We start from the raw sequence: 24,828 nt of genomic DNA, 5'->3' as shown, positions 1-24,828 counted from the left end.
CATAAAGGCGTGCTTGTAAACGCTTCTGAATCCTAAAGAAAAACCCTACAAAAGGTACTTTGTGAACCTATTCACCAAGCAATAAAGAGAGCCATTTTTTAAATACAAAAATGAAGAAACACTACCTACTGACCTTGTTGCTACTTTTTAAGGTACCTGCGGCCTGGGCGCAGCCGAAGGCGACGGGTACCGTGTATCACGATCTGAACAAAAACAACCGGCGCGACGCGGGCGAGCCGCCGCTGGCGGGCGTTTGCGTTTCCAACGGGCGCGAGGTAGTGACCACCGACCGGGCCGGAAAGTGGGTACTTCCCGCCGGGGACGACGTTGGTTTTTTTGTGATCAAACCGGCGGGCTACGCGCCGCCCACCAACGCCCAGCAGCTTCCGCAGCACTACTACCTGCACAAGCCGCAGGGCTCGCCCGCGCTGGCCGTGCGGGGCGTAGACCCGACGGGCCCGCTGCCCGCCTCGATTGATTTTCCTTTGTGGAAACAAGACGAGCCAGGTACCTTCTCGGTGCTGCTCTTCGGGGACCCGCAGGCGCGGGGTATCCGGGAGGTGAACTTCGTCACGCGCGACGTCGTGGAGCAATGCGTAGGTACCTCCGCGCGGCTGGGCATCACGCTGGGCGACATCGTGGCCGATGATCCGAACCTGTTTCAGGAAATCAACGAGAGCATCGCCCAGATCGGCATCCCCTGGTACAACGTCTTCGGCAACCACGACTTCAACCGCGGCGCTACCCACGACCGCTTCTCGGACGAAACCTTCGAGCGCTTTTACGGCCCCAGTACCTACGCTTTCGAGTACGGGCAGGTGGTTTTTATTACGTTAAAGAATATTTATTTCAACGCCGACGGCAAGTACAAGGGCCACTTCACGGACGAGCAGCTCGCTTTTGTCAAAAACTACCTCGCGCAGGTACCTACCCACAAGCGGGTGGTGCTGCTCATGCACGCGCCCGTGATTAGCTGCGACAACCGGGCGGAGCTGTTCCGCTTGCTCGAAAAAAGACCGCATACGCTCTCCATCGCCGGGCACACCCACGAGATGGCGCACGTCTTTGTGGATCAGAAATACGGCTGGAACGACGCTACGCCCCACCACCATTTTATCAACGCCACGGTATGCGGAAGTTGGTGGTGCGGCACGACCGATGAGCTGGGCATTCCGCACGCTACCATGAACGACGGCGCGCCCAACGGCTACTCGGTCCTTTCGTTCGAAGGGAACGAGTACTCACTGCGCTTCCAGGCCGCCCGCCGCCCGGCCAGCTACCAGATGAATCTTTACCTCCCCGACGACCTGCCGCGGGCCGAGCTGGATACCACCGCCCTGGTGGTGAATGTCTTTGCGGGCTCGGAGCGCTCGGTGGTAGAGATGAAGGTACGCGGGCTCACCGACTGGGTACCTTTGACCTACACGCCCATGCGCGATCCGGGCATTGCGGCCCTGCAACCACTCAATAAGTACCTGAGCCAGAAGGTAGATGGCGTGGGGCTGGACACCGTTTTTGGTTGGGAAATGGACAAGCCCTCGGTGGCCTACCACATCTGGAAAGGCGCACTGCCGGCCACGCTGCCCGTAGGTACCCACACAGTGGAAGTCCGGACGCGCGATATGTTCGGGCAGGAGTACCAGGCCCACCGGATTTTTCGGGTCAGACCGTAAAGTACCTTCTGTTTTATTACGGGGAAAGATCTAATTATCGTAGTATTGCGTTAAGAATTTACTCTTTTCCAAAACTACCCCCTTCGGTACCTGTGCGCCATGTCGGTGAAAGTCAAAAATAAGCTGAGCCACGAGGAGCTTTTCCGGATCAAGCCCATGAAGCCGGTGATCAAAACCACAAGCCCGCACGGCCACAAAGACTACCTCGAAATCATTTTTCTGGAAGAGGGCGCGGGCTACCACCAGATCGACTTCAACCGCTACGAGGTCCGGCCCCAGAGCCTGTACCTCATCCTGCCCGGCCAGGTACATTGCTGGGAACTTACGCAGGTACCTAAGGGCGTGGTGCTGATGGTCCATAAAGATTTTTTGTTGGAAAGTACCCTCTACGACCCGCTCTTTACGCACTTTCCCTGCGCCTACCAGGGCTACTACGCTACCGACTCCCTGCGGGAAGAGTTGGCACAGGTACTGGAGCGCATCACCAACGAGTACGAGCAGCAACGCCCGCACCACCAGGCCGTGATCCAGTCGTATCTCCAGATTTTGTTTACGTTACTGAAGCGCCTGGAGGGAGAGCCTTCCACCACGGCTACGCCGGGGGTGATCAAATCGTTTTTTCAATTAGTAGAAGAGCACTTCAAAACCCGCCGGGAAGTGGCCGAATACGCCGCGCTGCTGCACATCACCCCCAAAACCCTCAGTGCCACCTGCAAAAAGTACCTGGGCCAAACCGCCGGGGAGATCATCGCCGGGCGGCTCACGCAGGAGGCCAAGAAGCTCCTGTTGTACTCCGAATTCAGCCTCACCGAAATTGCCTACGAGCTCCAGTTTTCGGACCCCTCGCACTTCAACAAATTTTTCGTAAGGCAAACGGGCGTGACGCCCCTGCAGTACCGCAAAGGCATTTCGTAGATCTACCACAGATTTTCCGTTTTGTACCAAAAGGCGGGGCCGGGAGCCGGTACTTTTGTACCCATTCCTAAACAACCCACGTAGGGTACCTGGAGCGCCACAGGCGGTGAAGCAGGTACCTGAGTTTTGTCATGAAACGTTTTTACAGTACCTGTTTTCTCCTCGTTTTCTCCCTGGCTACTGCCTACGCCCAAACCAGTGCCGTGCTGGGGCGCATCGCGGACGCCAGTACCCGCCAACCCCTCGAATACGCCAGCGTAACGCTGCACCTGGCCGCCGACTCCGCGCTGGTGGAAGGCACCGTCACCAACGCCGAGGGGTACTTTGAAATCTTGAAACTAAAACCGGGCAGCTACTACCTCCAGACCTTTTTTATGGGCTACAAAACCCACCGGCAGCCGCTCCGGCTCGACAGAGGCCAGCGGCTGGACCTGGGTACCCTGGCCATGGCCGTTGACGCCAAAGTACTGGACGCCGTGAACGTGACGGGCCAGCGCGCGGCCGTGACCACCCAGCTCGACCGGCAAATCTACCGGGCCGACCAGTTTCAGTCGGCCGTGGGCGGTACCGCCGTGGATGTGCTGCGCAACATGCCCTCGGTGACGGTCAACGCCGAAGGCGAAGTGAGCCTGCGCGGATCGAGTGGCTTTTTGGTGCTGCTCAACGGCAAGCCCATCCAGTCGGACCTGGTGGCGCTGCTGAACCAGCTCCCGGCCAACGCCATCGAGAACATCGAGATCATCACTACGCCCTCGGCCCGCTACGACCCCGACGGCAAGGGGGGTATCATTAACATCACGACCCGAAAGGGAGCCAGCGACGGCTTTTCGGTCCTGGCCAACGCCCAACTAGGCTTGCCCAGCGTGCAGGATTTCGACAACGCCGAAAAACCCCAGCGCTACGGCGCTGACCTGACGCTCAACTACCGCCGAGACAAGTGGGATATATCGGTGGGGGGAAACTACCTCCGCAACGACATCGCCGGGCGGCGCGAGGGCGACGTACGTACCACCATCGGCAACCGCCTCACGCGCTTTCCTTCGGTGGGGGAGCGGAGCTTCGATAGGTACAACCATTCGGCGCGGGCGTCGGTGGCCTACGAGCCTTCTAAAACAGATGCCTTCAGCGCGGGCTTTTACTACGGGCACCGCACCGAATACCGCCTCGCCGACATCCTGTATAACAATACCACGCAGGACCTGACCACGGGCCAGACCATTGGGCAGATTACGTACTTCAATTCCAATTTGGTCAAAAAACGGGGGGAATTCTATTCAGGTACCTTCGACTACACCCATACCTTTGCCAACAAGGCTACGCTCATGGCCTCGGCGCTCTACGAGTACGACTACCTGGATGGCTACACCAAAAACCGCAACCTGGACGAGCGGGATTTTCGGGATACGCTGCAGTACACGCTCACGACCACCGCGCGCCCGCTGCGGGGCTACCGCGCCGCCCTCGACTACAGCCTGCCGCTGGGTACCCGTAAGCTGGAGCTGGGGTACCAGTACCGCAACCAGCAGGACGACGGTACTTTTGTGTACCTGGAAAAAGAAGGGAATTTTACGCCGCTGGTGCTGTTTCCGGAGTTTACGGGGAGTATCAATGTCGACAACCAGATCCACTCCCTGTACAGCCAGTACTCGGGCCGGACCCGCCGACTGGAGTACCTGGCCGGCCTGCGGTTTGAGTACGCCACCCGTGACGTACGCGTTGGCCCAGGTACCCAGACCTTCGACCTACGGTTGACCAACCTTTTCCCTTCGGTGAATCTGCTCTATACCTTCGACGACCACCTGAAGGGCAAGGCGGGCTACAGCCGCCGGGTGCAGCGGACCAATAACTTTGCGCTGAATCCGCTGCCCGAGCGCGAGCACTCCGAAACCCTGGAGCAGGGCGACCCCAACCTGCTGCCCGAGTTTGTGGGCCTCTCGGAGCTGGGGCTGATCCGGACGTTTGACAAGGGGTCCTGGTTTGCGACGCTCTACCACCAGCAGATCACCAACGTCATCAACCGCGTGAACAGCGTCTACGCCGACACCATCCTGAACCGGATCTTCACCAACGCCGGTACCGCCCGCCGCTGGGGCCTTGAGCTGGGCCTGGACGTGGAGCCCGTCAAAGGCTGGAAGCTGTACCTGGGCGGCAACCTGTACGACTACCGGATTCGGGGCCAGCTGTTTGAAAATACCGTGGTATTCAACAACAACAGCCTGGTGTACTCGCTCAACGGCAACAGCAGCGTACAGCTTTCGCCCACCCTCACGTGGCAGACCAACCTCAACTACCTCTCCCGGCGCATTACCGCCCAGGGGGAAGATTCCCGCTTTGTGATACCTAATACTTCGTTGAAAAAAACGTTTTTGAAAGGTAGGTTGGCCACCACGCTCCAGTGGCAGAACATGAGCCTCGGGTTGCTCAAAAGCAACGAGCAGCGGATCACGACCTCCGGCCTGGATTTTTTCACCACCACCAACTACATCCTGGAAAAAGACATTTTCATGCTCAACGTGAGCTACAGCCTCAACCAGCTCAGCAAACGCTCCAAACTACCTACCAATGAGTTTGGCGAGAAGGAATTCTGAGCGCTGGCGGCTTCGCAAAGAGGCGGTACTTGCCTGCTAAGGGTACTTTAGTCTTCTACTTTTTCCAACTCCTTACCGCAGTGGCTACAGTAGTTGGCACTCATGTGCATTTCTTGTCCGCAGTGGGGGCAAGGCCGGATTTTGGTGTCGTGCTTGAGGGCAGTTCGGGAGAGCTCTACCGTCACGATGCCCGTAGGTACTGCAATGATGGCGTAGCCGATGATCATCACGATGGTCGAGAAAAATTGCCCCAGGGTAGTTTGGGGGGTGAGGTCGCCGTAGCCCACGGTCGTGATCGTCACCACGGCCCAGTAAATACTGGTAGGAATGCTGGTAAACCCATGCTCTTCGCCTTCGGTAACGTACATGATGGTACCGATGATCAACACCAGGCTCACGATGGTCGACATGAAGATGATGATCTTCTGGGCGCTGGCTATCAGGGCGGTTTCGAGCATTTCGGCGTGGTGCACAAAATTGCTGAGCTTCAGGATTCGGAACACCCGCAGCAGCCGCAGCGTACGGATGGTAATGAGGTAGTGCCCGCTCACAAAAAACAGAAAGTAGGTAGGCAGGATGGAAATAAGATCAATGATGCCGTAAAAACTGATGAGGTAGCGCAGGGGCTTGGGGTGGGAGTAGATACGCAGCAAATATTCGATCGTAAAAATGGCGGTGAAGAAGATCTCCAGCGATAAGAAAAAGGAGCCGAAGCGGTCGCGAAGGCTGGGGACACTCTCGAGGCAAACGGACAGAATGCTGATCAGGATCAAGACCAGCAGGATGATGTCGAAGCGCCGACCCGAGCGGGTATCGGTACCAAAAATAACGGTGAATAATTTTTTGCGTACAGAAACGGGAGCTACGGTCATGGGTTAGGCAGGAGGTAAGTAAAAGCGTAAAGTACCTGGGGCGGCGTGGTACCTACCTAAAGCTAGGCATGAGGGTCTTTTAATATATCCTTGATGTAAATTTCCTTCACCAGTGTCATCACTACCACCAGGGCGGGCGTGGCGATGATCGTGCCGGGAATGCCCAGCAGCACGCCTCCCAACAGGGCCACCAGCATCAGTAACACCGGCGGCACGGCAATGGTTTTTTGTTGCACGAGCGGTACCACCAGGTAGCTCTCGATGTTTTGCACCACCAGGTATACCAGCCCCACGTAAAGTACCAAGCTGGGATCGTAAGAAAAAGCCACCAGAATACCCGGAATAGCTCCCAGGAACGGGCCAATGAAGGGGACAAAATCAAAGATGAAAATAATAACGCCCAGGATCAAGGCCAGGGGTACCCCCAGGATTTCCAGGCCGATCCAGGTAAGTACTCCCACGCTGAGCATGGCGATAAACTGGCCCAACAGCCAGCCTTCCAGCTTGGTGATCACCTGGCAGATCACCTCAAAGCCCCGTTTACGGGACGAAATCGGGAAGAGTTTGAGGAGCCCATTGACGTATAACCTGGGGTTGAGCGCCAAAAAAAGACCGCCCACGATGATTACCACGGTATGCGTAATGGCCCCCAAAACACCGCCCACGATGCCCGTTAGCTGGCTAAAGCTGCCGCTGCCTTGGAGGGCCTGGATATTTTCGAGCACAATGCGGCCCAGGCGACTTTCGTTGAGGGTACTTTCTACCTTCTGAAGCGCCTCGGGGATTTGTTCGGTTAGGCTGGCAAACTCACTGGAAATGGTAGGGGCCGCGTAGATAAAGAAGGCGACCAGCAGCCCGATCAGCAGGACGGTGGCCAGCCCCACGGCCCATTGGGTGGGGATCTGCGGGATGCGTTTTCGCAGGAGCCGGGCCATGGCGCGCAGAATCACGGCAAACAAAATACAGCCAAAGCCCAGCATGAGGATGGGGCGGCTGGCCCACAAAAAAATCATCAGCAATACAAACAGGATTACAATGCCCGTGGCCGTGGCTATTTTTTGGGCAAAGCTCCGGTGGGTAGGGGCCGGATTTGGGGTGGCTGTGGGCAAGGTTTCGGGCCGGACAGCTACTTTGGGGGCTGCTTCGGCAGGTACTTGGTTGGGCTTTGATGAGGCAACGTTTTCAAGGGTACGGAGTAAATTAGCAAACATGCTTGGGCTTGTATAGTAGTAGTAAAGAAATAAGCAGGTGAAGTAGCAGGAAAGGTACTTTGGGAGGTACTTGTTTGCTTTAACTTCGTTTGTATACGTACGTAAAGGCGAAATACAATGCCGCCTCTGGTAGCCGCTCCCATGTACCCGCCCGCGTAAGTACTGCTACCTAAAGAATCGTGCCGGATGATTAGAAAAAGGTGCCCAATAGACTCCGCAGCGCGGTCGGCTGCGGAGTCTATTGGGTCTGGGTACTTGAAAAGAGCTGATTTCGCCCTTAACCTGGTGTCTCTCCATGCTAAAACTTCAAGGGTACTTTTTTGCCCGTTCGGGCGGCTTCGTAGGTAGCCAGCAATATCTTGACGTCCCGCAGGCCCATCTCGCCAGGTACCCTGGTTTTTTTCTTGTTGATAATACAGTCGGCGAAATCGTCCATTTGGCGGGCCTGCTGGCTGACGTTTTTCAGCCCCATGTCGCCCTGGCTGGTTTTTCCCTTGATGCCCGAGTAGGGGTAGGCGGGGTCGAGCTCGTACCAACCTTTTTGGGCCTCCACGCGCAGCTTGTTCATGTCTTCGGCGTAGCTGGTGCGGCAGTGGGCCACGGCTCCGCTGGGAAATTGCAGCTGCCAGTCCATCGACTGCTCCACCTCTTTGAAGCGTTCCATGTCCGTTTTTTTGCCCTCCTGGGCCGTCACCGAAACGGGTAGTTCGCCGGTACTGTACAGGGCCGCCTGCACGCAGTAAATCCCTACGTCCATGAGCGGCCCGCCGCCCGCCAGCCGTTTTTCCAGCCGCCATACGTTCGGGTCAATGTCCATCCCGTCGTCGGCAATGACTTTTTTAATGGGCCCATAAGTTTTCTTTTTGGCAAACTCCATGAAGCTCAGATGGTGCGGCTCGAAGTGCAGCCGGTAGCCAATGGACAGCATCCGGTTGGCCTCCCGACAGGCCTTGATCATTTCTTCGCCTTCCTTCACGGTTACGGCCATGGGTTTTTCACAAATTACGTGCTTGCCCGCTTTGGCCGCCCGGATGGTATACTCGGCGTGCATGGAGTTGGGAAGTACCACGTACACAATGTCGATGTCGGGGTTGTTCTTAATCTCGTCAAAATTTTCGTAGTTGTATACGTTTTGGTCGGGGATGGAGTAGCGCTGCTTCCATTTATCCGCTTTCTCGCGGGTACCCGTCACGATGCCCGCCAGGCGGCAGCGCTGGGTTTCCTTGAGCGCCGGGGCCAACTCTTCGGCGCTGTATTTGCCCAAACCTACCAAGGCTACGCCCAGCTTTTTGCCGTCCTGGCGGCGAAGGTCCGTCTCCGATCCGGGCAGGGTTAAGGCATGCTCGGCGGCGACCTCATCCAGCGAAAGCAAACTGAGGCCCGGTAGCAAGAGGGCAGCCTGGCCCATATGGTGCAGAAATTGGCGTCTTTGGTACGTATCCATAGTTCATTTCCCGTTTTACGTTTGTGATGAAAAAGGGAAAGTCGCTTAAAAAACAGTGCCAATGAAGACTCGGATTAGCTGCAGAACTGGAGAAAAAGGGATGGAGGTACCTGAAAACTAACCTCCGAGCCAGCGCGAAGCTTCCACAAAAAAAGACGACTCGTGCGAGTCGTCTTTTGGTAAGAAAGGTTGGAATAGGTACTTCGCGCTTATACGACCAACCGGTTGATGCAATTCAGATCTTCGAAAGCGGCCTTCAGGCGCGCTACCATGCTTTCTTCGCCTTTGCGCAGCCATACGCGCGGGTCGTAGTATTTTTTGTTGGGCGAGTCGGGGCCTTCAGGGTTGCCGAGCTGCGTTTGCAGGTAGGCCTCCTTGGCTTGGTAGTACTTAAGCAGTCCTTCCCAGGTAGACCACTGCATGTCGGTATCGATGTTCATTTTGATGGCTCCGTACTCGATGGCCTCCCGGATTTCCTCGCGCGAGGAGCCCGAGCCTCCGTGGAACACGAAGTTGACCGGGAGCGGATCGGTGCCGAATTTCTCCTGGATGTACTGCTGCGAATTGTGCAGGATCTTCGGCTCCAGCTTCACGTTGCCGGGCTTGTATACGCCGTGTACGTTGCCAAAAGCGGCCGCCACGGTGAAATTAGGCGAGATTTTAGAAAGCTGCTCGTAAGCGTAAGCCACCTCTTCGGGTTGGGTATAAAGCTTGGAGCTGTCAATGTCGGTGTTGTCCACGCCGTCTTCTTCACCGCCGGTTACACCCAATTCGATCTCCAGCGTCATGCCCATTTTGGCCATGCGCTCGAAGTACTTGCACGAAATCTCGATGTTTTCCTCCAGCGATTCCTCCGAAAGATCCAGCATGTGCGAGCTGTACAGCGGAATGCCGTGCTCCTCGTAGTACTTCTCACCGGCTTCCAGCAGTCCGTCGATCCAGGGCAGGAGCTTTTTGGCGCAGTGGTCGGTGTGCAAAATCACCGGTACACCGTACAGCGCGGCCATCTGGTGTACGTGCATGGCTCCCGAAATACCCCCCGCGATGGCCGCTTTCTGGCCGTCGTTGGAAAGGCTTTTGCCGGCGTAGAAGCTGGCACCTCCGTTAGAAAACTGAACAATAACGGGGCTATTGACCGCGCGGGCGGTTTCTAATACGGCGTTGACGGAGTTGGTACCTACCACGTTGACGGCGGGTAAGGCGTAGTTATTTTCGTTGGCGTGCCGGAAGATTTCACTGACTCCCTCGCCGGTAACTACCCCGGGCTTAAAGCGGATCATGGTTTCGCTCATGGTAAAAAAAAGATTATTTCAAGAAATTATTTATTATAAAATCTGGCCCAGGGCCAAACGTTGACTTTCCCCGGCAAGTTAGGTATTTTAGCTGAAAATGGGGGAAATACGGCGGCGATATTAGCGGCATCGGCCTGGAAGTACCTAGTTTGCGGCAATCTGCCTATCTTTGAGACCAAAGAAGGCCGTTCGTCTTCTCGTTATTTTGTCTATACCGATGAGTCCCAAACTTATAAAAACGTTGCTACTGGCTAGTGCCATTGGTTTTCTGGTACTTTGGATCCTTGAGTTCCGCCGCACCAGCCTGGCCGAAAGCTACTGGCTGCTGCTGCTCTGCCTGATATTCCTGCTGTCTTTTCAGTACTACCGCCTCAAAGTACCTCTGCTGCCGGGCTCGGGCCACAAACCCACCTCCCCGGCTGCGCCCAGAAAAAACCCACCACCCAAACGTACCCGCCGCAAATGATCTTTCAAGCCTTGGTTGCTTCTTTTTTTCTTTTTGTACTGGCGGGCTATTACGGAGCCGTGCGGGCTGTGCTGGTGGATGGTACGTTGCCCGGAGGCTTGCGGGCCCTGCCCGAAGAAGTAGAGGCCATGGAGCGGGTACTTTACTGGCGTCGCATCCTGCGCATGGCCCGGCTGCTGGTGCTGGCGCTGGGCTGCTACGCGCTGGTGTGGGCGGGGTACCCCTTTCTGCGGGGCTCCGTGGCGGTGGGCGAGGTAGTAGCGCTGGCGGCTTTGTTTGCCGTAGCCGCCCTGGCCTGGGGCTCGCTGTACCTTTCCTGGCTTAGCCTGGGCCGCCGCTACCCGGCGCTGGTGGATCTGCAACGGTTTCCGGTGCGCCTGGCCGAGTGGCTGCTCACCCCGCTCTACTGGCTCATGGAGCCCTTACTCATGAAGAAACATGCCGGAGCCAGTACCATTCGGGAAGAGACGGAGTCGGCCGATGATCCCGACTTTGAGGATCACAGCATTGAGGAGCGGATGTTTATCAACGCCCTGGATTTCAAAGATGTGCGCATCCGCGACTGCATGATTCCCCGTACCGAGATTTCGGCCGTCAGCCTGGATGACACCATCGAAGACCTCCGCCAGGCCTTCATCAGCAGCGGGCATTCCAAGATCGTGGTCTACCGCGACTCCGTCGATGAGGTAGTAGGCTACTGCCACTCGCTGGCCTTGTTTCGCAAACCCAAGGAGATAAGCGCCATCGTGACGCCCATCCTGATCGTACCCGAAGCCATGCCCGCCTCCGACCTCATGCTGCGCTTCCTGGAGGAGCGCAAGAGCCTGGCGCTGGTCGTGGATGAGTTTGGAGGTACTTCGGGCCTGGTGAGTGTGGAGGACGTGGTGGAGCAGATTTTTGGTGAAATCCAGGACGAATACGACTCCACCGAAGACTGGACCGAACGCCAGCTCGACGAACATACCTACCTGCTGAGTGCCCGCCACGAAATAGACTACCTCAACGATAAGTACGAGTGGAATCTACCCGAAGGCGACTACGACACCCTGGCGGGCCTGCTCATTCATACGCACGAAGATTTACCCAAGGTCAATGAGGTGATTCAGGTACCTCCCTACGTATTCAAAGTGATTTCGATGCAGGATACCCGCATTGAGCTGGTGCGGCTTTCGATCATGGAAAAAGAAAATGATGCCTAAAGTACCCCCGCAGAGGTACTTTTTGGCGCTGAACGCGTACTTGTATCACCAGGTATTTTCCCGAACAGAACAGATACGGGGCCGGGAAGTACCCCACGGGGCAGGGTAGCAGGTACCCTTTGCCGTCTTTACGCTTAACAAAACTACCCAAAGCATTTACCATCATAATTAGCTGAATCGTTTCTAGAAAGTTCATGGCAAGTATTTTGAAAATTCATCCCGACGACAACGCCATCGTAGCGCTTCGGGATCTTAAGAAGGATGAAACCGTGCGCCTGGACGGTCAGGAGTTCACGTTGCAGGACGACGTCGCGGCCAAGCACAAATTTGCCGAGCACGACCTGGCTCCCGGCGACTCCGTGTACATGTACGGGGTACTGGTGGGGAAGGCCCAAAGCGCCATTCCGAAGGGCGGACTGCTGCACGTTTTTAACCTCAAGCACGCCACCAACTCGTTTGCGGTAGGTACCCGAAAAACCGACTGGCAAAAGCCCGACGTGAGCCGGTGGCAGGGACGTACCTTTCGGGGCTACCACCGCGCCGACGGCAGTGTGGGCACGGCCAACTACTGGGTGGTGGTACCCATGGTGTTTTGTGAAAACCGGAACGTCGAAGTACTGCGCGACGCGCTCGTCAATACCCTGGGCTACAGCAAGCGCGACCCGTACCTGCGCAAAGCCGAGCACCTGCTGTCGCTGATCCGGCAGGGGACAAGCGGACATGACCTGGCGGTAGCTACCCTGCCCGAGCTGGGCGTAGAAACCCTCGCCAGCCGGGTATTCCCCAACGTAGACGGCATCAAGTTCCTGACCCATGCGGGTGGCTGCGGCGGTACCCGCCAGGACGCCCAGGCGCTGTGCGGACTGCTGGCCGGGTACATTACCCACCCCAACGTGGCCGGGGCTACGGTGCTGAGCCTGGGCTGCCAGAACGCGCAGGTGAGTATGCTGCGCGAGGAAATCGAGAAACGCGTACCGGGCTTCGACCGGCCGCTGTTCATTCTGGAGCAACAGGCGCTGGGTACCGAGGAAGCCCTCATGGACGAAGCCCTCAGGAAAACCCTGGCCGGGCTGGCCGCGGCCAATGAGCTCACGCGCCAGCCCGCGCCGCTGAGCCAGCTCTGCCTGGGGCTGGAGTGCGGCGGCTCCGACGGTTTCTCGGGGATTTCGGCCAACCCTACGCTGGGGTACGTCTCCGACGTGCTGGTGACGCTGGGAGCGAAAGTGATTCTCTCCGAATTTCCCGAGCTCTGCGGCGTGGAGCAGGAGCTGTCCGACCGCTGCGTGGACGAAGCTACGGCGCAGCGCTTCTCGGAGCTCATGACGACCTACAACGCCCGCGCGCTGGCTGTGGGTTCGGGTTTTGACATGAACCCCTCGCCCGGCAACATCAAGGACGGCCTCATCACCGACGCCATCAAGTCGGCCGGGGCGGCCAAAAAGGGAGGTACTTCGCCGGTGGTAGACGTACTCGACTACCCCGAAAAAGCCACTAAGCCCGGCCTGACGCTGCTCTGCACCCCCGGCAACGACGTGGAGTCGACCACCGCCGAGGTAGCCGCCGGAGCCAACGTGGTGCTGTTCACCACGGGACTGGGTACCCCCACGGGCAACCCCATCGCGCCGGTCCTGAAAGTATCCAGCAACACGATCCTGAGCCAGAAAATGCCCGACATCATCGACATCAACACGGGCACGATCATTGAAGGTACCCAGACCATCGAGCAGGCGGGCGACGCCATGCTCGAGCACCTGATCGCCGTGGCAAGCGGCGAGGTAGAAGCGCTGGCCGTCAAGAATGGTCAGGACGACTTCATCCCCTGGAAGCGCGGCGTGTCGTTGTAGTACTTCGGGCGCTGAGGGGTACTTTCAAAGTACCTCCCGAGTCCATTTGATTTTCATTTTTGGAAAACCCAAAGTACCCCGCTGGAAGTACCCGGTGGGGTACTTTGCTGTAAAAGGTACCTTCCACCTGCCCGCGGCCAGAATAGTACTTTTGCGCTTATTGCACAAAAAGTACTATTTTCACCCGTTCTAAAAAGTACCTAACCACCCGCAACCATGTCCGAAGCCCATTCGCTCGAAGACGTAAAAAAAGACGGCGACGAATCTTCCAAGTACCACGTACCCAACCTGGAGCGAGCGCTGCAATTGATGGAGCTGTTGGCGCAGCATCCGGCGGGCCTGGGCATTACCGAAATCAGCAACCTGCTCCAGATCCCTAAGAACAGTACGTTCCGGATCGCTACTACGCTGCTGAATTTTGGGTACCTGGCCCGCGACGAAAGCTCCAAGGCCTTCACGCTTTCCGGCAAGCTCCTGTCGCTGGGCTACGCCGCCGTGAGTGATCAAAACCTGGTGGAAAAATCGCTGGATGTGATGCGGAGCCTGCGCGATACCCTGCGCGAAACCGTGCTGATCGGGGTGATTCTGAACGACGAGGGCATTGTGCTGGATCAGGTACCGGGCCTGCATTCGTTCAAATTCTGGGTCGACGTAGGTACCCGCTTTCCCATGCATACCGCCGTGCCCAGCAAAGCCATGCTGGCCTTCCTGCCGCAGGACATCCAAAAGAAGATTTGTGAAAAAATGGACTTCAAGCGTTACACGGACCATACCATCACCAACCTGAGTGATTTCTATGAGGCGCTCCAAACGATCAAAGAGAAAGGGTATGCCGTCGATTTTGGCGAAGAAGTTGATGCCATGCACTGCGTGGGCGCGCCCGTCTTCGACCGGAATGGGTACCCCGTGGCTGCCATCTGGATCACCGGTCCGGCCGACCGCCTGCCTGCCAGTTCCTTTGAAGCCATCGGGCATACCATTCAAGAGCACGCCCGCCGCATTTCGCAGCGCCTGGGGTACTACACCACCTGAGCCCCAGGGGTACTTGGTAGGTACCTTGGTTTAAAAGCGATTTTTCTTAAAAAAGCGAATGCAACGCCGGTCGTTGCATTCGCTTTTTTTATGCTTTCCCGAGCAGTAATAAGTGCTGCAAGTACCCTTGAGAATCTTCTCTGCCTTATAATGTGCTAGATTTTGTAAAAAAAATGTAATAAATCTAGGGTCTGAAAAATTTACGTTCTATATTTGAAATACTAAACCAAATATAGAACAATGAAAAAAGCCGCTACTTTAGCAAAATGCACGGTACTGCTGGCCTGGCTGCTCGGATTATCGGGTGGGCAGGCCGCGGCCAGGGCAAGAGAGCAAGTACCTTTTCAGCTGGTGCAGGGAAAGGTGACGGACGCGGGCACCAACACGCCGCTGCCGGGCGTAAACGTACTGGTAAAAGGTACCCTGACGGGGACGACCACCGATGCCGATGGCAACTACCAGCTTACGGTTACGGAGCCGGGGGCCATCTTAGTCTTTAGTTTTTTGGGATACGAGAAGCAGGAAATCCCCGTGGGTAATCAAACCACCCTGAACGTAAGGCTGGCCGAAGACCAGAAAACGCTGGAAGAAGTCGTGGTGGTGGGCTACGGCGTACAGCGCAAGTCGGACCTGACGGGCGCGGTGGCCAGCATAAGCAGCGAGGAAATTACGCAGCTACCGGTGGCTACGTTGCAGGAAGGCTTGCAGGGTAGGGTACCCGGCGTCCAGGTTTCGCAGACGAGCGGCGCGCCGGGGGCCAATCCCCGCGTACGGATCAGAGGTAGTAACTCGATCCAGTACGGCAACGACCCGCTGTACGTCATCGATGGCTTTCCGATCAACAGCGGCTCGGGTACCGGCAACATCGGGGCGGGCAATGCCTTCGGTAATAACCAGGGTACCAGTCCGCTGGCTTTTATCAACCCCAACGACATCGAGTCGATCACCGTACTGAAGGATGCCTCAGCCACGGCCATTTACGGGGCGCGCGGGGCCAACGGCGTCGTGATCGTGACCACCAAGAAAGGCAAAGCGGGCCAAACGCAGATTAACTACGATACTTACGTGGGCGTGCAGCAAATCTCCAAAAAGCTGGACCTGCTCAACGCCCCCGATTGGGCCGAGCTCGACCGCCTGTTCTGGGCGCGCTTCCGCAACGGCAGCCTGCTGAGCCGCGCCTACACGCCCGAGCAGATTGCCGCCATGGATGCGGGTACCGACTGGCAGGATGCCATTTTCCGGACGGCCCCCATCCAGAGCCACAACCTGTCGCTGAGCGGCGGTAGCGAAAAAACGCGCTTTTCGATTTCGGGCAACTACTTCGATCAGCAGGGAATCATCATCAATTCCCGCTTTCGGAAAGGTACCGCGGGGATCAATCTGGAGCACGACGCCAACGACCGCTTCAAGGTAGGGACGAGCCTCATTGCGAGCTTCATCGAAGACGACGCCGTGCCCCACAGCACCACCGGCCACGACCAGGGCGGTATCCTCTACGCGGCCATGCACATGGTACCTACGCTACCCGTCCGGCAGCCCGACGGCTCGTATTCTTCCCAGGAGAAGCTCTTCAACACCACGGGTATTTTCGCCAGTCCCCAAACCCAGAACCCGGTCGAGACGGCCGAGCGGATGAAGAACAATAAAACCAACAGCCGGGTACTTGGCAACCTTTTTGCGCAGTACCGGATCGGGGAGAGCCTGGTGGCGAAGGTGAGCCTGGGGGCCGATATTTCGCACGTACGGCTCAATGCCTACATTCCCTCCGACTTCGTTATATCGCGGGGCGTGGGCGGCACCGGTCGCGTGGCGGTCAACCAGGTTTTTAACTGGGTCAATGAAAATACCCTCACCTACCACAAAACCTTGGCCGAGCGCCATACCTTCAACGCCCTGGCGGGCTTCAGCGTGCAGCGCGAACGCACGTCGAGCGTGACGGCCATCAGCCAGAATTTCTTTACCGACATCCTAGGCTACGAAAACCTGGGGCTGGGTAGTTCGCCGCAGTTTCCGGCTTCGGACGCCTTCCGCTGGTCGCTGGTTTCGTTTTTGGGGCGGGTCAACTACGACTACGCCGGCAAGTACCTCTTCACGGCCTCGGCCCGCTACGACGGCTCCAGCCGCTTTGGGCAAAACAACCGCTACGGCTTCTTCCCGTCGGCCGCCGTAGCCTGGCGCGTGAGCCAGGAAAAATTCCTGCGCGAAAACCGCTGGCTGAGCGATTTGAAAGTACGAACCAGCTACGGCCGTACGGGTAATCAGGAAATTCCGCTCTACCAAAACGTACAGACCTTTGGGCTGGGAAGTCCGTATGCCTTTGGCAACAACTTCGTGACGACGATCGTGCCCGGGGCGCTGGTCAACGAAAACATGAAGTGGGAAAGTACCGACCAGTGGGACGCGGGCGTAGACCTGGGCCTGTTCAACAACCGGCTGAGCCTCGTAGCCGACTACTACTACAAAGTCACGCGTGACCTGCTCTTCAACGTGGCCATTCCGCGGCAGGGCGGGTACACCTCTTCCCTGATGAACATCGGGAGCGTGCGCAACAAAGGGTTGGAGCTGGGGCTCAATGCCATCATCGCCGACCAGGCCCTGAAGTGGAATCTGGCCGCCAATATTTCCTTTAACCGTAACAAGGTACTTAAGCTGGCCGACGCCGACCGCTTTTTTGGGTCCACCATCAGCAGCTACCTCATTCAGCGCAACGGCGGCGCGGGGACCGTCATCATGGAGGGACAGCCCATCGGGGTATTTTGGGGGAATATTTTTGACGGCCTCTGGCAAACCCAGGAGGAATTTAGAGCCGGGCACATGGCCAACAACAGCAACGTGGGCCCCGGTTTTGAAAACTACCGTGACGTTGACGGAAACGGCGTTTTTCAGGAAGGCTTAGACGAAACCGTGGTGGGTAATCCGCATCCCAAGTACGAATTTGGGATCAACAATACGCTTTCCTTCAAGGGTTTTGACCTGAGTATTTTTGTCAACGGTACCCAGGGCAATGACGTGCTGAACCTGAACCTGATCGACCTCACGACGCAGATCAACGGCAAGAACGGCCTGGCCATTTACAAAGAAGCCTGGGACGGCCCCGGAACCAGCAACCGCATCGCCAAGATCGACCGCCCCGACGGCCGGGAGGGTACTTTCCCCAACCGGGTGAGCTCCAACTACATCGAAGACGGCTCGTTCGTTCGGCTTCGCAACCTCACGCTGGGGTACAATGTACCCCTGGCACCCGGCGCATTCCTGAAAAGAGCGCGGGTGTACGCCGCCGCCGAAAACCTCCTGACGCTGACCAAGTACTCGGGCTACAACCCGGAAGTAAGCTCCATGGGGAATAACAACACCGTGTTCGGCGTCGATATGAACGCCTATCCGCTGGCCAAAACGTACCGGCTGGGCGTACAAATCGGTTTTTAGTACTTGATCACGCAAACAAGTTAATCATGAAAAGATTCCTGTATAAATCCGCCCTCGTGCTGAGCGCCCTGGTAGGTACCTGGGGCTGCGAGCAGTTCTTGGACGAAAAACCCTTGTCGCAGATCAGCGGTGATAATTTCTTCCGTACTCCCGCCGACGCCGTGGCGGGGGTGAACGCCGTGTACTCGGCTATGACGGGCTACTACAACAGCAACGGCTGGTACTTTGGGGACGTATCGACCGAAATCGCCAACCGCGGGGAGCTAACCGGCGGCCTGGACGCCATGCAGTACTCCCCGGCCGACCCCGTCTTTCGGGATTTCTGGACGGTCATGTACCGGGGCATCAACTACGCCAACGTGGCCCTGGCCGCGATTCCGGCCATTGCGATGGACGAAACCCTCAAAGCCAGGTACCTGGGCGAGGTACGTTTCCTGAGGGCCTTATTTTACTTCAACCTGGTGCAGGGCTTCGGGGATGTACCCTTGATCACCGAGCCAACCCTCGACGACGCCAACAACCGACTACCCCGCGCTGAGAGCGGAGCCATTTACAGCCTCATCGAGGAAGATTTACGGGCCGCCGAAGGGGTACTTCCCGCTACCTACGCCAATGCGGAGCTGGGCCGGGCTACGCAGGGGGGCGCCCGGGCGCTGCTGGCCAAGGTCTACCTGACGCGGCAAAACTGGCCGGGCGCGCGCGACAAAGCCCAGGAAGTGATGCAGTCGAACCGGTATAGCTTATTTCCTGATTTTAGGAATGTATTTCGGATACAAAACGAAAACGGCCGCGAGCACATTTTCTCGGTTCAGTTTAAGTCGGGCAATGCGCGGGGTGGGGGCAGCGCGTTCACGTCGCAGTTTGCCTCGCGAAATCCCAATATTCTCCTCAACGGAGCCATTGCCGGTACGGCCATTGCCGCCCAGCGGTCTTTTTACAATGCCTTCCCCGACCACTACCGCAAGCACATCACGATGGTCGACTCCTTTCCGAGCCCGCATTACCCCGAGATCACCGCCCGCGGCAAGGCCCAGGCCGGACCGGCCCCGATGAAGTACTGGGATCCTACCTTTGGGCAGGCGCAGGGCGGCGACGCCAACTGGATCGTACTTCGCTACGCCGATGTACTGCTGCTATTTGCCGAAGCCGAAAACGAGCTCAACGGTCCCACGGCGGCGGCTTACGAGGCGGTGAATCTGGTCCGTAAGCGCGCTCGCGATGCCAACGCCAACGGGACCGACGAACCGGCCGAGCTGGCGGCTCTGCCCAACCTGGCGGGCCTTACCCAGGCGCAATTCCGGGAGGCGGTGTGGGAAGAACGGCGTATGGAGCTGGCTTTTGAGGGGCACCACCGCTGGGATTTGCTCCGGACGGGCCGGTTTGTGCAAGTACTGCAAAGTAGCGGGAAACCGGCGGAGCCGCTGCACCGACTGTTCCCGATTCCGTTGCTGGAAACCCAGGCCAATCCGAACCTGACGCAAAACCCCGGTTATAATTAATAAACGAGAGTAAGGTGGGTAGAGCCTCATTGATAAGAAAAAGGATGGGTAGTTATAAACTAATAACCAGGTACTTGCTTTGGGTACTTTTAGTGGGTACGTATCAGGTAGAAGCACAACCCTCCAAGGTACCTCGGCCCAATGTCATTTTTATCCTGGCCGATGACATGGGCTGGGGCGACGCCGGTTGCTACGGGAACCGGCGCTTCAAAACGCCCGCGATCGACCGCCTGGCGCGCGAAGGGCGGCTGTTTACGGAGTTTTACGTCAACGGCTCGGTATGCTCGCCCAGCCGGGCGGCCTTCCTGACGGGGCGCTACCCGGCGCGCGACAGTATCCACGGTCATTTGGCTACGCCCGAGGCCAACCAGCAACGCGGCATGGCCAACTACCTGAATCCGTCCTTGCCGACGCTCCCCGGATTGCTGCGGCAGGCGGGCTACGCTACGGCGCAAATCGGGAAGTGGCACCTGGGGCACAGCCCGGACGCGCCCCTGCCCGGTAGCTACGGCAACGAGTATTTCATCACCAACACCAGTCGCGATACCGCCGACTTCGACCTTTGGGCACCGGCCAATCGCCCCCGGGCTACGGGAATGGTCGTAGACGAAGCGCTGGGTTTTATTGAAAAACACCACCCAGCCCGGCCTTTCTACGTAAACATGTGGCTGGTCGATCCGCACGCCGTGCTGGCTCCTTCGGAGGAGCAGCTCCGGGAATTTGAGAACGGGGCCTCCGCCAAACCCTACGCCCGCAAGCACTACCAGGCCGAGATTCCTTTCTACGGCGCGCCGCAGGTGTACTTTGCCGCCATGACCGAGATGGACCGGCAGATCGGTCGGCTGATCGACCGCCTGGTACAGCTGGGGGTATATGAGAATACCATCCTTATTTTTTCCAGTGATAATGGTCCTGAGGACATGGCGGTAGAAAACGCCGCGCACAGCGCGGCGGGCAGTAACGGCCCCTTTCGGGGGCGGAAGCGCAGCCTGTACGAAGGCGGTATTCGGGTACCTTTTATTGTAAAATGGAGCGGCAAAGTACCCGCAGGTACCATCGACTCCACCACCGTAGTCAGCGGCGTGGATCTGTTGCCCTCGGTGCTGCGCCTCTGCGGGGTTTCTCAGCCAAGTACCCTCGCCATCGACGGGGAGGACCTGTCGGCGGCCTGGCTTGGCAAACCCACGCCGCGCCGACGGCCCCTGTGCTGGGAGTGGCGTTACGCTATTCCGGGCCACGTGCTCGACCGCAGCCCGCAGCTGGCCATCCGGGATCAGGACTGGAAGTTGCTCATGAATCCCGACCGCAGCCGGGTGGAACTGTATCATCTCCGGCAAGACCCCTCCGAGCTACGTAACCGGGCGGCCGAAGAGCCCAAAGTAACCCAACGACTGATGAAGTACCTCCTGGACTGGCACAAAACGCTTCCGGCCGGGCCCGTCGATGCTTCGGTGGGTAAAAATGATTACCCCTGGCCGGGACGTAAATAGTACCTATTTAATTATTTGTTATATTACTTAATTCGCTGAATGAAAAAACTAGAAAAGGCCGTAGCGATTGTTACGGGAGGTTCCGAGGGATTTGGAAAAGGAATAGCGCAGGCGCTGCTGGCGGAAGGATGTACCGTATGGATCACGGCGCGTCGGGCCGAAAAACTCTTCGACGTAGCCGAGGAAATCGGTGCCAAAGCCTTGGTAGCTGACGCCACCAGCCCCGCCGACTGGGACCGGGTGTTTGCTACGGTGCTGGCCGAATCGGGCCGCCTGGACATCCTGGTCAATAACGCGGGGGGCGGGATCGCCATTAGCCCCATCAGCGAGCAGTCCGACGAGGACATTGTGCAGAGCATTCAGGTCAACCTGGTGGCGGCGATTTTGGGAAGTAAGCGGGCGGCCAAGGTGATGCAGGCGCAGCGCAGCGGTACTATTATTTCGGTGTCGTCGGTTTGTGCGGTCCAGGCTTGGGAAGGCTGGGGGATCTACGCGGCGGCCAAAGCTGGGCTGAACCAATTTTCGAAGTCGCTGTACGTCGAGCTGCGCCCCCACCACGTGCGGGCTACCGTGCTGGTACCTTCCTGGGGCGCCACGGGCTTTCAGGAGAGCTCCCATATTCCTTCTTTTGAAGAAAGTATCGCCGCCCAGGCCATTAGTCCGCAGGACATGGGGCGGGTCGTGGTAGATATTTGTACGCTCCCGGCGCACCTGGTGGTGCCCGAGCTTACGTTATTACCCCTTATTCAGGAAATTGTTCCTTACTAATTCCTATTGAATGTATGAGTGAAGCAGCCAATACGTACGAGGTCGTGGTGGTAGGTGCGGGTAGTGGCGGCATCGGGGCGGCCCTGGCGGCGGGTAGGCTGGGGCTTAGGGTACTTTTGCTGGAAAAAGCGCCGCGCCTGGGGGGCAACGCCGCCCTGGGTGGCGTATCGGTGTGGGAGATGGGGGTGGGCGGTACGGGTATTCCTTTTACTATTTATAAAAGGCTCAAGCAACTACCCGAGGCCGTGGGGATCTACGAGTTCAGTGAGCACTGCGCCTGGCCGGATGCCTCGGGCCGAAGTACCTTTCCGGCGGGGGCCTGGCTCACGATCAACCCCGCGCTAACCTACCTGGACACGCTGCGGCGGCACGGGGCGGAGTCGCTGGCGGCCGACGAAGCCTTTGTGCGGCGGCATTGGCACGGGGTACCTTTCGAGCCCGCGGCCTATCAGCAGGTAGTGGAAACCCTGCTGGCCGAACTACCTACCGTGGAGGTTCGTACGGGGGTTTCCTTTACGAGCGCCACGGAGCGCGGCGGCCGGGTGGAGGCGCTGCGGCTCTCCGACGGCACCGAAGCGCGGGCCAGGTACTTCATCGATGCCACCGAAAGCGGTTTTTTGTGCCAGGCCGTAGGGGCTCAGACGCTCTACGGGCAGGAGCCCCGCAGCCGGTTCGACGAGCCCAGTGCCCCCGAAGTACCTACGCCGAAGGTCAACGGCGTGTCGCTGATATTTAGGATTGCGCCCCGCTCTTTGGCCGCCGTAGATCCGCTACCGGCGGGGATCCCGGCCGACTGCTGGTGGAGCGAGTGCTTTCCGCTCACGAGCTTTGTGCAGTACCCCAACGGCGATTTTAACGTCAATATGCTCCCTACCATGGACGGGGGTACTTTCCGGACCTGGGACCCCGATACCGTGCGGGAAGAGTGCCGCCGCCGGACGCTGGCCCATTGGCACTACCTGCAAAGTACCTTTCCGCGGTTTCAGCGCTACACGCGCATCGCCGAGGCCGAGGCACTGGGTGTACGGGAATCGACCCGGATCTTGGGCGAGTACGTCCTGACCGAGCACGACGTGCGGGCGGGGCTTTCGGGGCAAGCGCATCCGGACCTCATCACACTGGTAGATCACCCCATGGACACGCACGGCAACTCCACGGGCCGGGCGGGCTGCGTGGAGCTAGCCGAGCCCTACGGGGTACCTTTCCGCTGCCTGATTCCGCGGGGCTTTCAGAATCTGCTCATCGCCTCCCGGGGCGCGAGCCTGAGCTCCCTGGCGGCGTCGAGCTGTCGGCTTTCCCGAACCATGATGCAACTGGGCCAGGCGGCCGGGACGGCCGTTTTTGTGGCGCTTGAGGCGGGGCTAAGTACCTGGGATGAGCTAGACTACCAGGTACTTAGAGCCCAACTGGAAGCGCAGCACGTCCAGCTGCACCACCCGCTCAAAGCCGAATTGCTTCAGTACCTGGCCGAGGAAAATGAAGGTACTTAGCCCTTTTCTTATTTACCCATGAACTACCTCACTCCTTTAGATTATACGGTCATTGCGCTCTACATCCTGGCCCTGGCGGGCTTAGGTATTTGGGTAAGCCGAAAAAAAGAAGCGCAGCAGGATCTGTTTCTGGCCGGGCGCAGCCTGGGCTGGAAGACCATCGGGCTATCCATTTTTGGTACTAACATCAGCCCCATGGCCATGATCAGCAACTGCGGCCTGGCCTTTGCCTACGGCATGGTGGCCAGCAACTTCGAGTGGCTGGCGTGGGTATTCATCTTGCTGCTGGCGATGTTTTTCTTGCCCTACTACGCCGGTTTGCGCATCACCACCATGCCGGAGTTCATTCGGCACCGGTTTGGCGAGCGCAGCCGGAACGTCCTGTCCTGGATCATCTTTATCCAGATCAGCATCGGGGCCGGGTCGGTCCTTTTTGCGGGTTCGCTGCTCGTGAGCCAGATCACGGGCTGGCCCATCACGGGCTGTATCGTGCTGGTGGCGCTGCTGGCGGTCAGCTTTACGGTCATGGGCGGGCTCAAGGCCGTGGCACTCACCGACTCCTTTCAGTCGCTGCTGATGATTGGGGCCTGTGGTATCCTTACGGTGGTGGGTTTTCGAGAGGTAGGCGGGTGGGGTGCGTTGTGGAGCCAGGTACCCGCCAGCCACTGGCATTTGTTTCGGCCCGCTTCCGACGCCTCCTATCCCTGGTACGCCATCGTGCTGGGGTACCCCGTCATGGGCGTGTGGTACTGGTGCGCCAACCAGACCATCGTTCAGAATGCGCTGGGGGGGAAGAACCTGCGCGAGGGCCAGCGGGGGGTACTTTTTGCCAGCTACCTGAAGGTACTTATCCCGGTTATTTTTCTGCTGCCGGGCATTTTGTGCGCGGCCCTGCACCCCGACCTGAAGCACCCCGACGAAGCCTTCATGACGATGGTAGTCAACTACCTGCCGCACGGGCTCATCGGGCTGGTGATTTCGGCCCTGGTGGCGGCCCTGATCAGTACCATTACGTCCATGTTCAACTCGGGCAGCACCGTTTTTACCCTGGATATTTACAAAAAACACGTCAATCCCGACCTATCGCCCGAGCAATCGGTACGCGTGGGGCGCTGGAGCATGGGCGGTTTGTGCGCGCTGGCCATGCTCATTGCCTTTGGGCAGAGCGCCATCGTGGGGTTGAGTTTGTTTGAAATTGTCAACTCGATTTTTTCCTTTCTGGCGCCCTCCCTCACGGTGGTGTTTCTCACGGGGGTATTCTGGAAAAGAGCGACGGGCCAAGCGGCCTTTTATACCCTGGCGCTGGGCAACATCCCCTCGCTGCTGATCGGGCTGGGGTACCTGTCGCACTATCCTTCCCGGGCATTTTATCCGCATTTTCTGCTGATCTCCTTTTTCTTGTTCATTGCGCTGCTGCTGTTTATGATCGTCGTGTCGCTGCTCACGGCTCCGGCACCGGAAGAGGCGGGCTTTCCCACCTTGCCCCAGGCCTACCAGAGGGCTGGCTATACGCCCTCCGAAAGCAAGGACGTATGGCTGGGCTGGGCGCTGCTGGCGCTGGTCATGATCTCGCTTTACGTGTATTTCAATTAAGACTTTTTTTGACTCGCTAAACCCCA

The 24,828-nt window shown here is 58.0% G+C and carries 17 protein-coding genes; 13 read left to right on the top strand and 4 right to left on the bottom strand.

Features of this window, described 5'->3' with window-relative positions:
• Window positions 1-110 precede the first annotated feature (110 nt).
• The 3 genes from HNQ92_RS10960 (at window position 111) to HNQ92_RS10950 (ending at window position 5,176) form a co-directional block, all read left to right on the top strand.
• Window positions 111-1,673, top strand: coding sequence for a calcineurin-like phosphoesterase C-terminal domain-containing protein (locus HNQ92_RS10960; RefSeq protein ID WP_184174067.1), 1,563 nt, complete (start codon window positions 111-113; stop codon window positions 1,671-1,673).
• Between the two features lie 99 nt (window positions 1,674-1,772).
• Window positions 1,773-2,588 (top strand): helix-turn-helix domain-containing protein, encoded by an 816-nt coding sequence (locus HNQ92_RS10955; protein WP_184174066.1) that lies wholly within the window; start codon window positions 1,773-1,775, stop codon window positions 2,586-2,588.
• A gap of 131 nt (window positions 2,589-2,719) precedes the next feature.
• On the top strand, window positions 2,720-5,176 hold the full coding sequence (locus tag HNQ92_RS10950; RefSeq protein ID WP_184174065.1) for a TonB-dependent receptor: 2,457 nt from the start codon (window positions 2,720-2,722) through the stop codon (window positions 5,174-5,176).
• A 47-nt stretch (window positions 5,177-5,223) separates the two neighbouring features.
• On the opposite strand, the gene HNQ92_RS10945 is transcribed toward HNQ92_RS10950, so the two are convergent.
• From HNQ92_RS10945 to fbaA, 4 genes are all read right to left on the bottom strand, one after another.
• Window positions 5,224-6,048: an ion transporter gene (locus tag HNQ92_RS10945; RefSeq protein WP_184174064.1), complete on the bottom strand. Its 825-nt coding sequence runs from the start codon at window positions 6,046-6,048 to the stop codon at window positions 5,224-5,226.
• 62 nt (window positions 6,049-6,110) lie between these two features.
• Window positions 6,111-7,259 carry an AI-2E family transporter gene (locus HNQ92_RS10940; protein WP_184174063.1) on the bottom strand — a complete coding sequence of 383 codons (1,149 nt, stop codon included), beginning with the start codon at window positions 7,257-7,259 and terminating at the stop codon, window positions 6,111-6,113.
• 298 nt (window positions 7,260-7,557) lie between these two features.
• Complete coding sequence (locus HNQ92_RS10935) at window positions 7,558-8,703, bottom strand: Gfo/Idh/MocA family protein (RefSeq protein ID WP_184174062.1); 1,146 nt, start codon at window positions 8,701-8,703, stop codon at window positions 7,558-7,560.
• Between the two features lie 209 nt (window positions 8,704-8,912).
• On the bottom strand, window positions 8,913-9,995 hold the full coding sequence (gene fbaA, locus HNQ92_RS10930) for a class II fructose-bisphosphate aldolase (protein WP_184174061.1): 1,083 nt from the start codon (window positions 9,993-9,995) through the stop codon (window positions 8,913-8,915).
• Window positions 9,996-10,212: 217 nt separating this feature from the next.
• Here fbaA and HNQ92_RS10925 point away from each other — a divergent pair, with 217 nt between their 5' ends.
• The 10 genes from HNQ92_RS10925 to HNQ92_RS10880 all read left to right on the top strand — a co-directional run bounded on the left by HNQ92_RS10925 (window position 10,213) and on the right by HNQ92_RS10880 (window position 24,802).
• On the top strand, window positions 10,213-10,461 hold the full coding sequence (locus HNQ92_RS10925; RefSeq protein ID WP_184174060.1) for a hypothetical protein: 249 nt from the start codon (window positions 10,213-10,215) through the stop codon (window positions 10,459-10,461).
• Window positions 10,458-11,660: a hemolysin family protein gene (locus tag HNQ92_RS10920; protein ID WP_184174059.1), complete on the top strand. Its 1,203-nt coding sequence runs from the start codon at window positions 10,458-10,460 to the stop codon at window positions 11,658-11,660. Before HNQ92_RS10925 ends, HNQ92_RS10920 begins: the two co-directional genes overlap by 4 nt.
• Window positions 11,661-11,854: 194 nt before the next feature.
• Complete coding sequence (locus tag HNQ92_RS10915; protein ID WP_184174058.1) at window positions 11,855-13,504, top strand: UxaA family hydrolase; 1,650 nt, start codon at window positions 11,855-11,857, stop codon at window positions 13,502-13,504.
• Window positions 13,505-13,720: 216 nt separating this feature from the next.
• Complete coding sequence (locus HNQ92_RS10910) at window positions 13,721-14,536, top strand: IclR family transcriptional regulator (RefSeq protein WP_184174057.1); 816 nt, start codon at window positions 13,721-13,723, stop codon at window positions 14,534-14,536.
• Between the two features lie 240 nt (window positions 14,537-14,776).
• Window positions 14,777-17,962: a SusC/RagA family TonB-linked outer membrane protein gene (locus HNQ92_RS10905; protein WP_184174056.1), complete on the top strand. Its 3,186-nt coding sequence runs from the start codon at window positions 14,777-14,779 to the stop codon at window positions 17,960-17,962.
• A gap of 26 nt (window positions 17,963-17,988) precedes the next feature.
• Window positions 17,989-19,461: a RagB/SusD family nutrient uptake outer membrane protein gene (locus tag HNQ92_RS10900; RefSeq protein WP_184174055.1), complete on the top strand. Its 1,473-nt coding sequence runs from the start codon at window positions 17,989-17,991 to the stop codon at window positions 19,459-19,461.
• A 44-nt stretch (window positions 19,462-19,505) separates the two neighbouring features.
• On the top strand, window positions 19,506-20,951 hold the full coding sequence (locus HNQ92_RS10895; RefSeq protein WP_184174054.1) for a sulfatase family protein: 1,446 nt from the start codon (window positions 19,506-19,508) through the stop codon (window positions 20,949-20,951).
• Window positions 20,952-20,990: 39 nt separating this feature from the next.
• Window positions 20,991-21,719, top strand: a complete 729-nt coding sequence (locus HNQ92_RS10890; RefSeq protein WP_184174053.1) for an SDR family oxidoreductase — start codon at window positions 20,991-20,993, stop codon at window positions 21,717-21,719.
• Window positions 21,720-21,733: 14 nt separating this feature from the next.
• Window positions 21,734-23,209, top strand: coding sequence for an FAD-dependent oxidoreductase (locus HNQ92_RS10885; protein WP_184174052.1), 1,476 nt, complete (start codon window positions 21,734-21,736; stop codon window positions 23,207-23,209).
• Window positions 23,210-23,227: 18 nt separating this feature from the next.
• The gene (locus tag HNQ92_RS10880; RefSeq protein ID WP_184174051.1) at window positions 23,228-24,802 is read left to right on the top strand and encodes a sodium:solute symporter family transporter; all 1,575 of its coding nucleotides are present in this window, start codon (window positions 23,228-23,230) and stop codon (window positions 24,800-24,802) included.
• The last annotated feature ends 26 nt before the right edge of the window (window positions 24,803-24,828 follow it).

It is taken from the genome of Rhabdobacter roseus (assembly GCF_014202275.1).
In the GTDB taxonomy this organism is placed as follows: Bacteria; Bacteroidota; Bacteroidia; order Cytophagales; family Spirosomataceae; genus Rhabdobacter; species Rhabdobacter roseus.
Note: the sequence above shows the minus strand (reverse complement) of the source record. Positions and strands in the feature narration are given on the sequence as shown.

Excerpts from the sequence above, each read along its gene's own strand:
- HNQ92_RS10960 (WP_184174067.1), top strand. The coding sequence starts at position 111 with ATGAAGAAACACTACCTACTGACCTTGTTGCTACTTTTTAAGGTACCT.
- HNQ92_RS10955 (WP_184174066.1), top strand. The coding sequence starts at position 1,773 with ATGTCGGTGAAAGTCAAAAATAAGCTGAGCCACGAGGAGCTTTTCCGG.
- HNQ92_RS10950 (WP_184174065.1), top strand. The coding sequence starts at position 2,720 with ATGAAACGTTTTTACAGTACCTGTTTTCTCCTCGTTTTCTCCCTGGCT.
- HNQ92_RS10945 (WP_184174064.1), bottom strand. The coding sequence starts at position 6,048 with ATGACCGTAGCTCCCGTTTCTGTACGCAAAAAATTATTCACCGTTATT.
- HNQ92_RS10940 (WP_184174063.1), bottom strand. The coding sequence starts at position 7,259 with ATGTTTGCTAATTTACTCCGTACCCTTGAAAACGTTGCCTCATCAAAG.
- HNQ92_RS10935 (WP_184174062.1), bottom strand. The coding sequence starts at position 8,703 with ATGGATACGTACCAAAGACGCCAATTTCTGCACCATATGGGCCAGGCT.
- fbaA (WP_184174061.1), bottom strand. The coding sequence starts at position 9,995 with ATGAGCGAAACCATGATCCGCTTTAAGCCCGGGGTAGTTACCGGCGAG.
- HNQ92_RS10925 (WP_184174060.1), top strand. The coding sequence starts at position 10,213 with ATGAGTCCCAAACTTATAAAAACGTTGCTACTGGCTAGTGCCATTGGT.
- HNQ92_RS10920 (WP_184174059.1), top strand. The coding sequence starts at position 10,458 with ATGATCTTTCAAGCCTTGGTTGCTTCTTTTTTTCTTTTTGTACTGGCG.
- HNQ92_RS10915 (WP_184174058.1), top strand. The coding sequence starts at position 11,855 with ATGGCAAGTATTTTGAAAATTCATCCCGACGACAACGCCATCGTAGCG.
- HNQ92_RS10910 (WP_184174057.1), top strand. The coding sequence starts at position 13,721 with ATGTCCGAAGCCCATTCGCTCGAAGACGTAAAAAAAGACGGCGACGAA.
- HNQ92_RS10905 (WP_184174056.1), top strand. The coding sequence starts at position 14,777 with ATGAAAAAAGCCGCTACTTTAGCAAAATGCACGGTACTGCTGGCCTGG.
- HNQ92_RS10900 (WP_184174055.1), top strand. The coding sequence starts at position 17,989 with ATGAAAAGATTCCTGTATAAATCCGCCCTCGTGCTGAGCGCCCTGGTA.
- HNQ92_RS10895 (WP_184174054.1), top strand. The coding sequence starts at position 19,506 with ATGGGTAGTTATAAACTAATAACCAGGTACTTGCTTTGGGTACTTTTA.
- HNQ92_RS10890 (WP_184174053.1), top strand. The coding sequence starts at position 20,991 with ATGAAAAAACTAGAAAAGGCCGTAGCGATTGTTACGGGAGGTTCCGAG.
- HNQ92_RS10885 (WP_184174052.1), top strand. The coding sequence starts at position 21,734 with ATGAGTGAAGCAGCCAATACGTACGAGGTCGTGGTGGTAGGTGCGGGT.
- HNQ92_RS10880 (WP_184174051.1), top strand. The coding sequence starts at position 23,228 with ATGAACTACCTCACTCCTTTAGATTATACGGTCATTGCGCTCTACATC.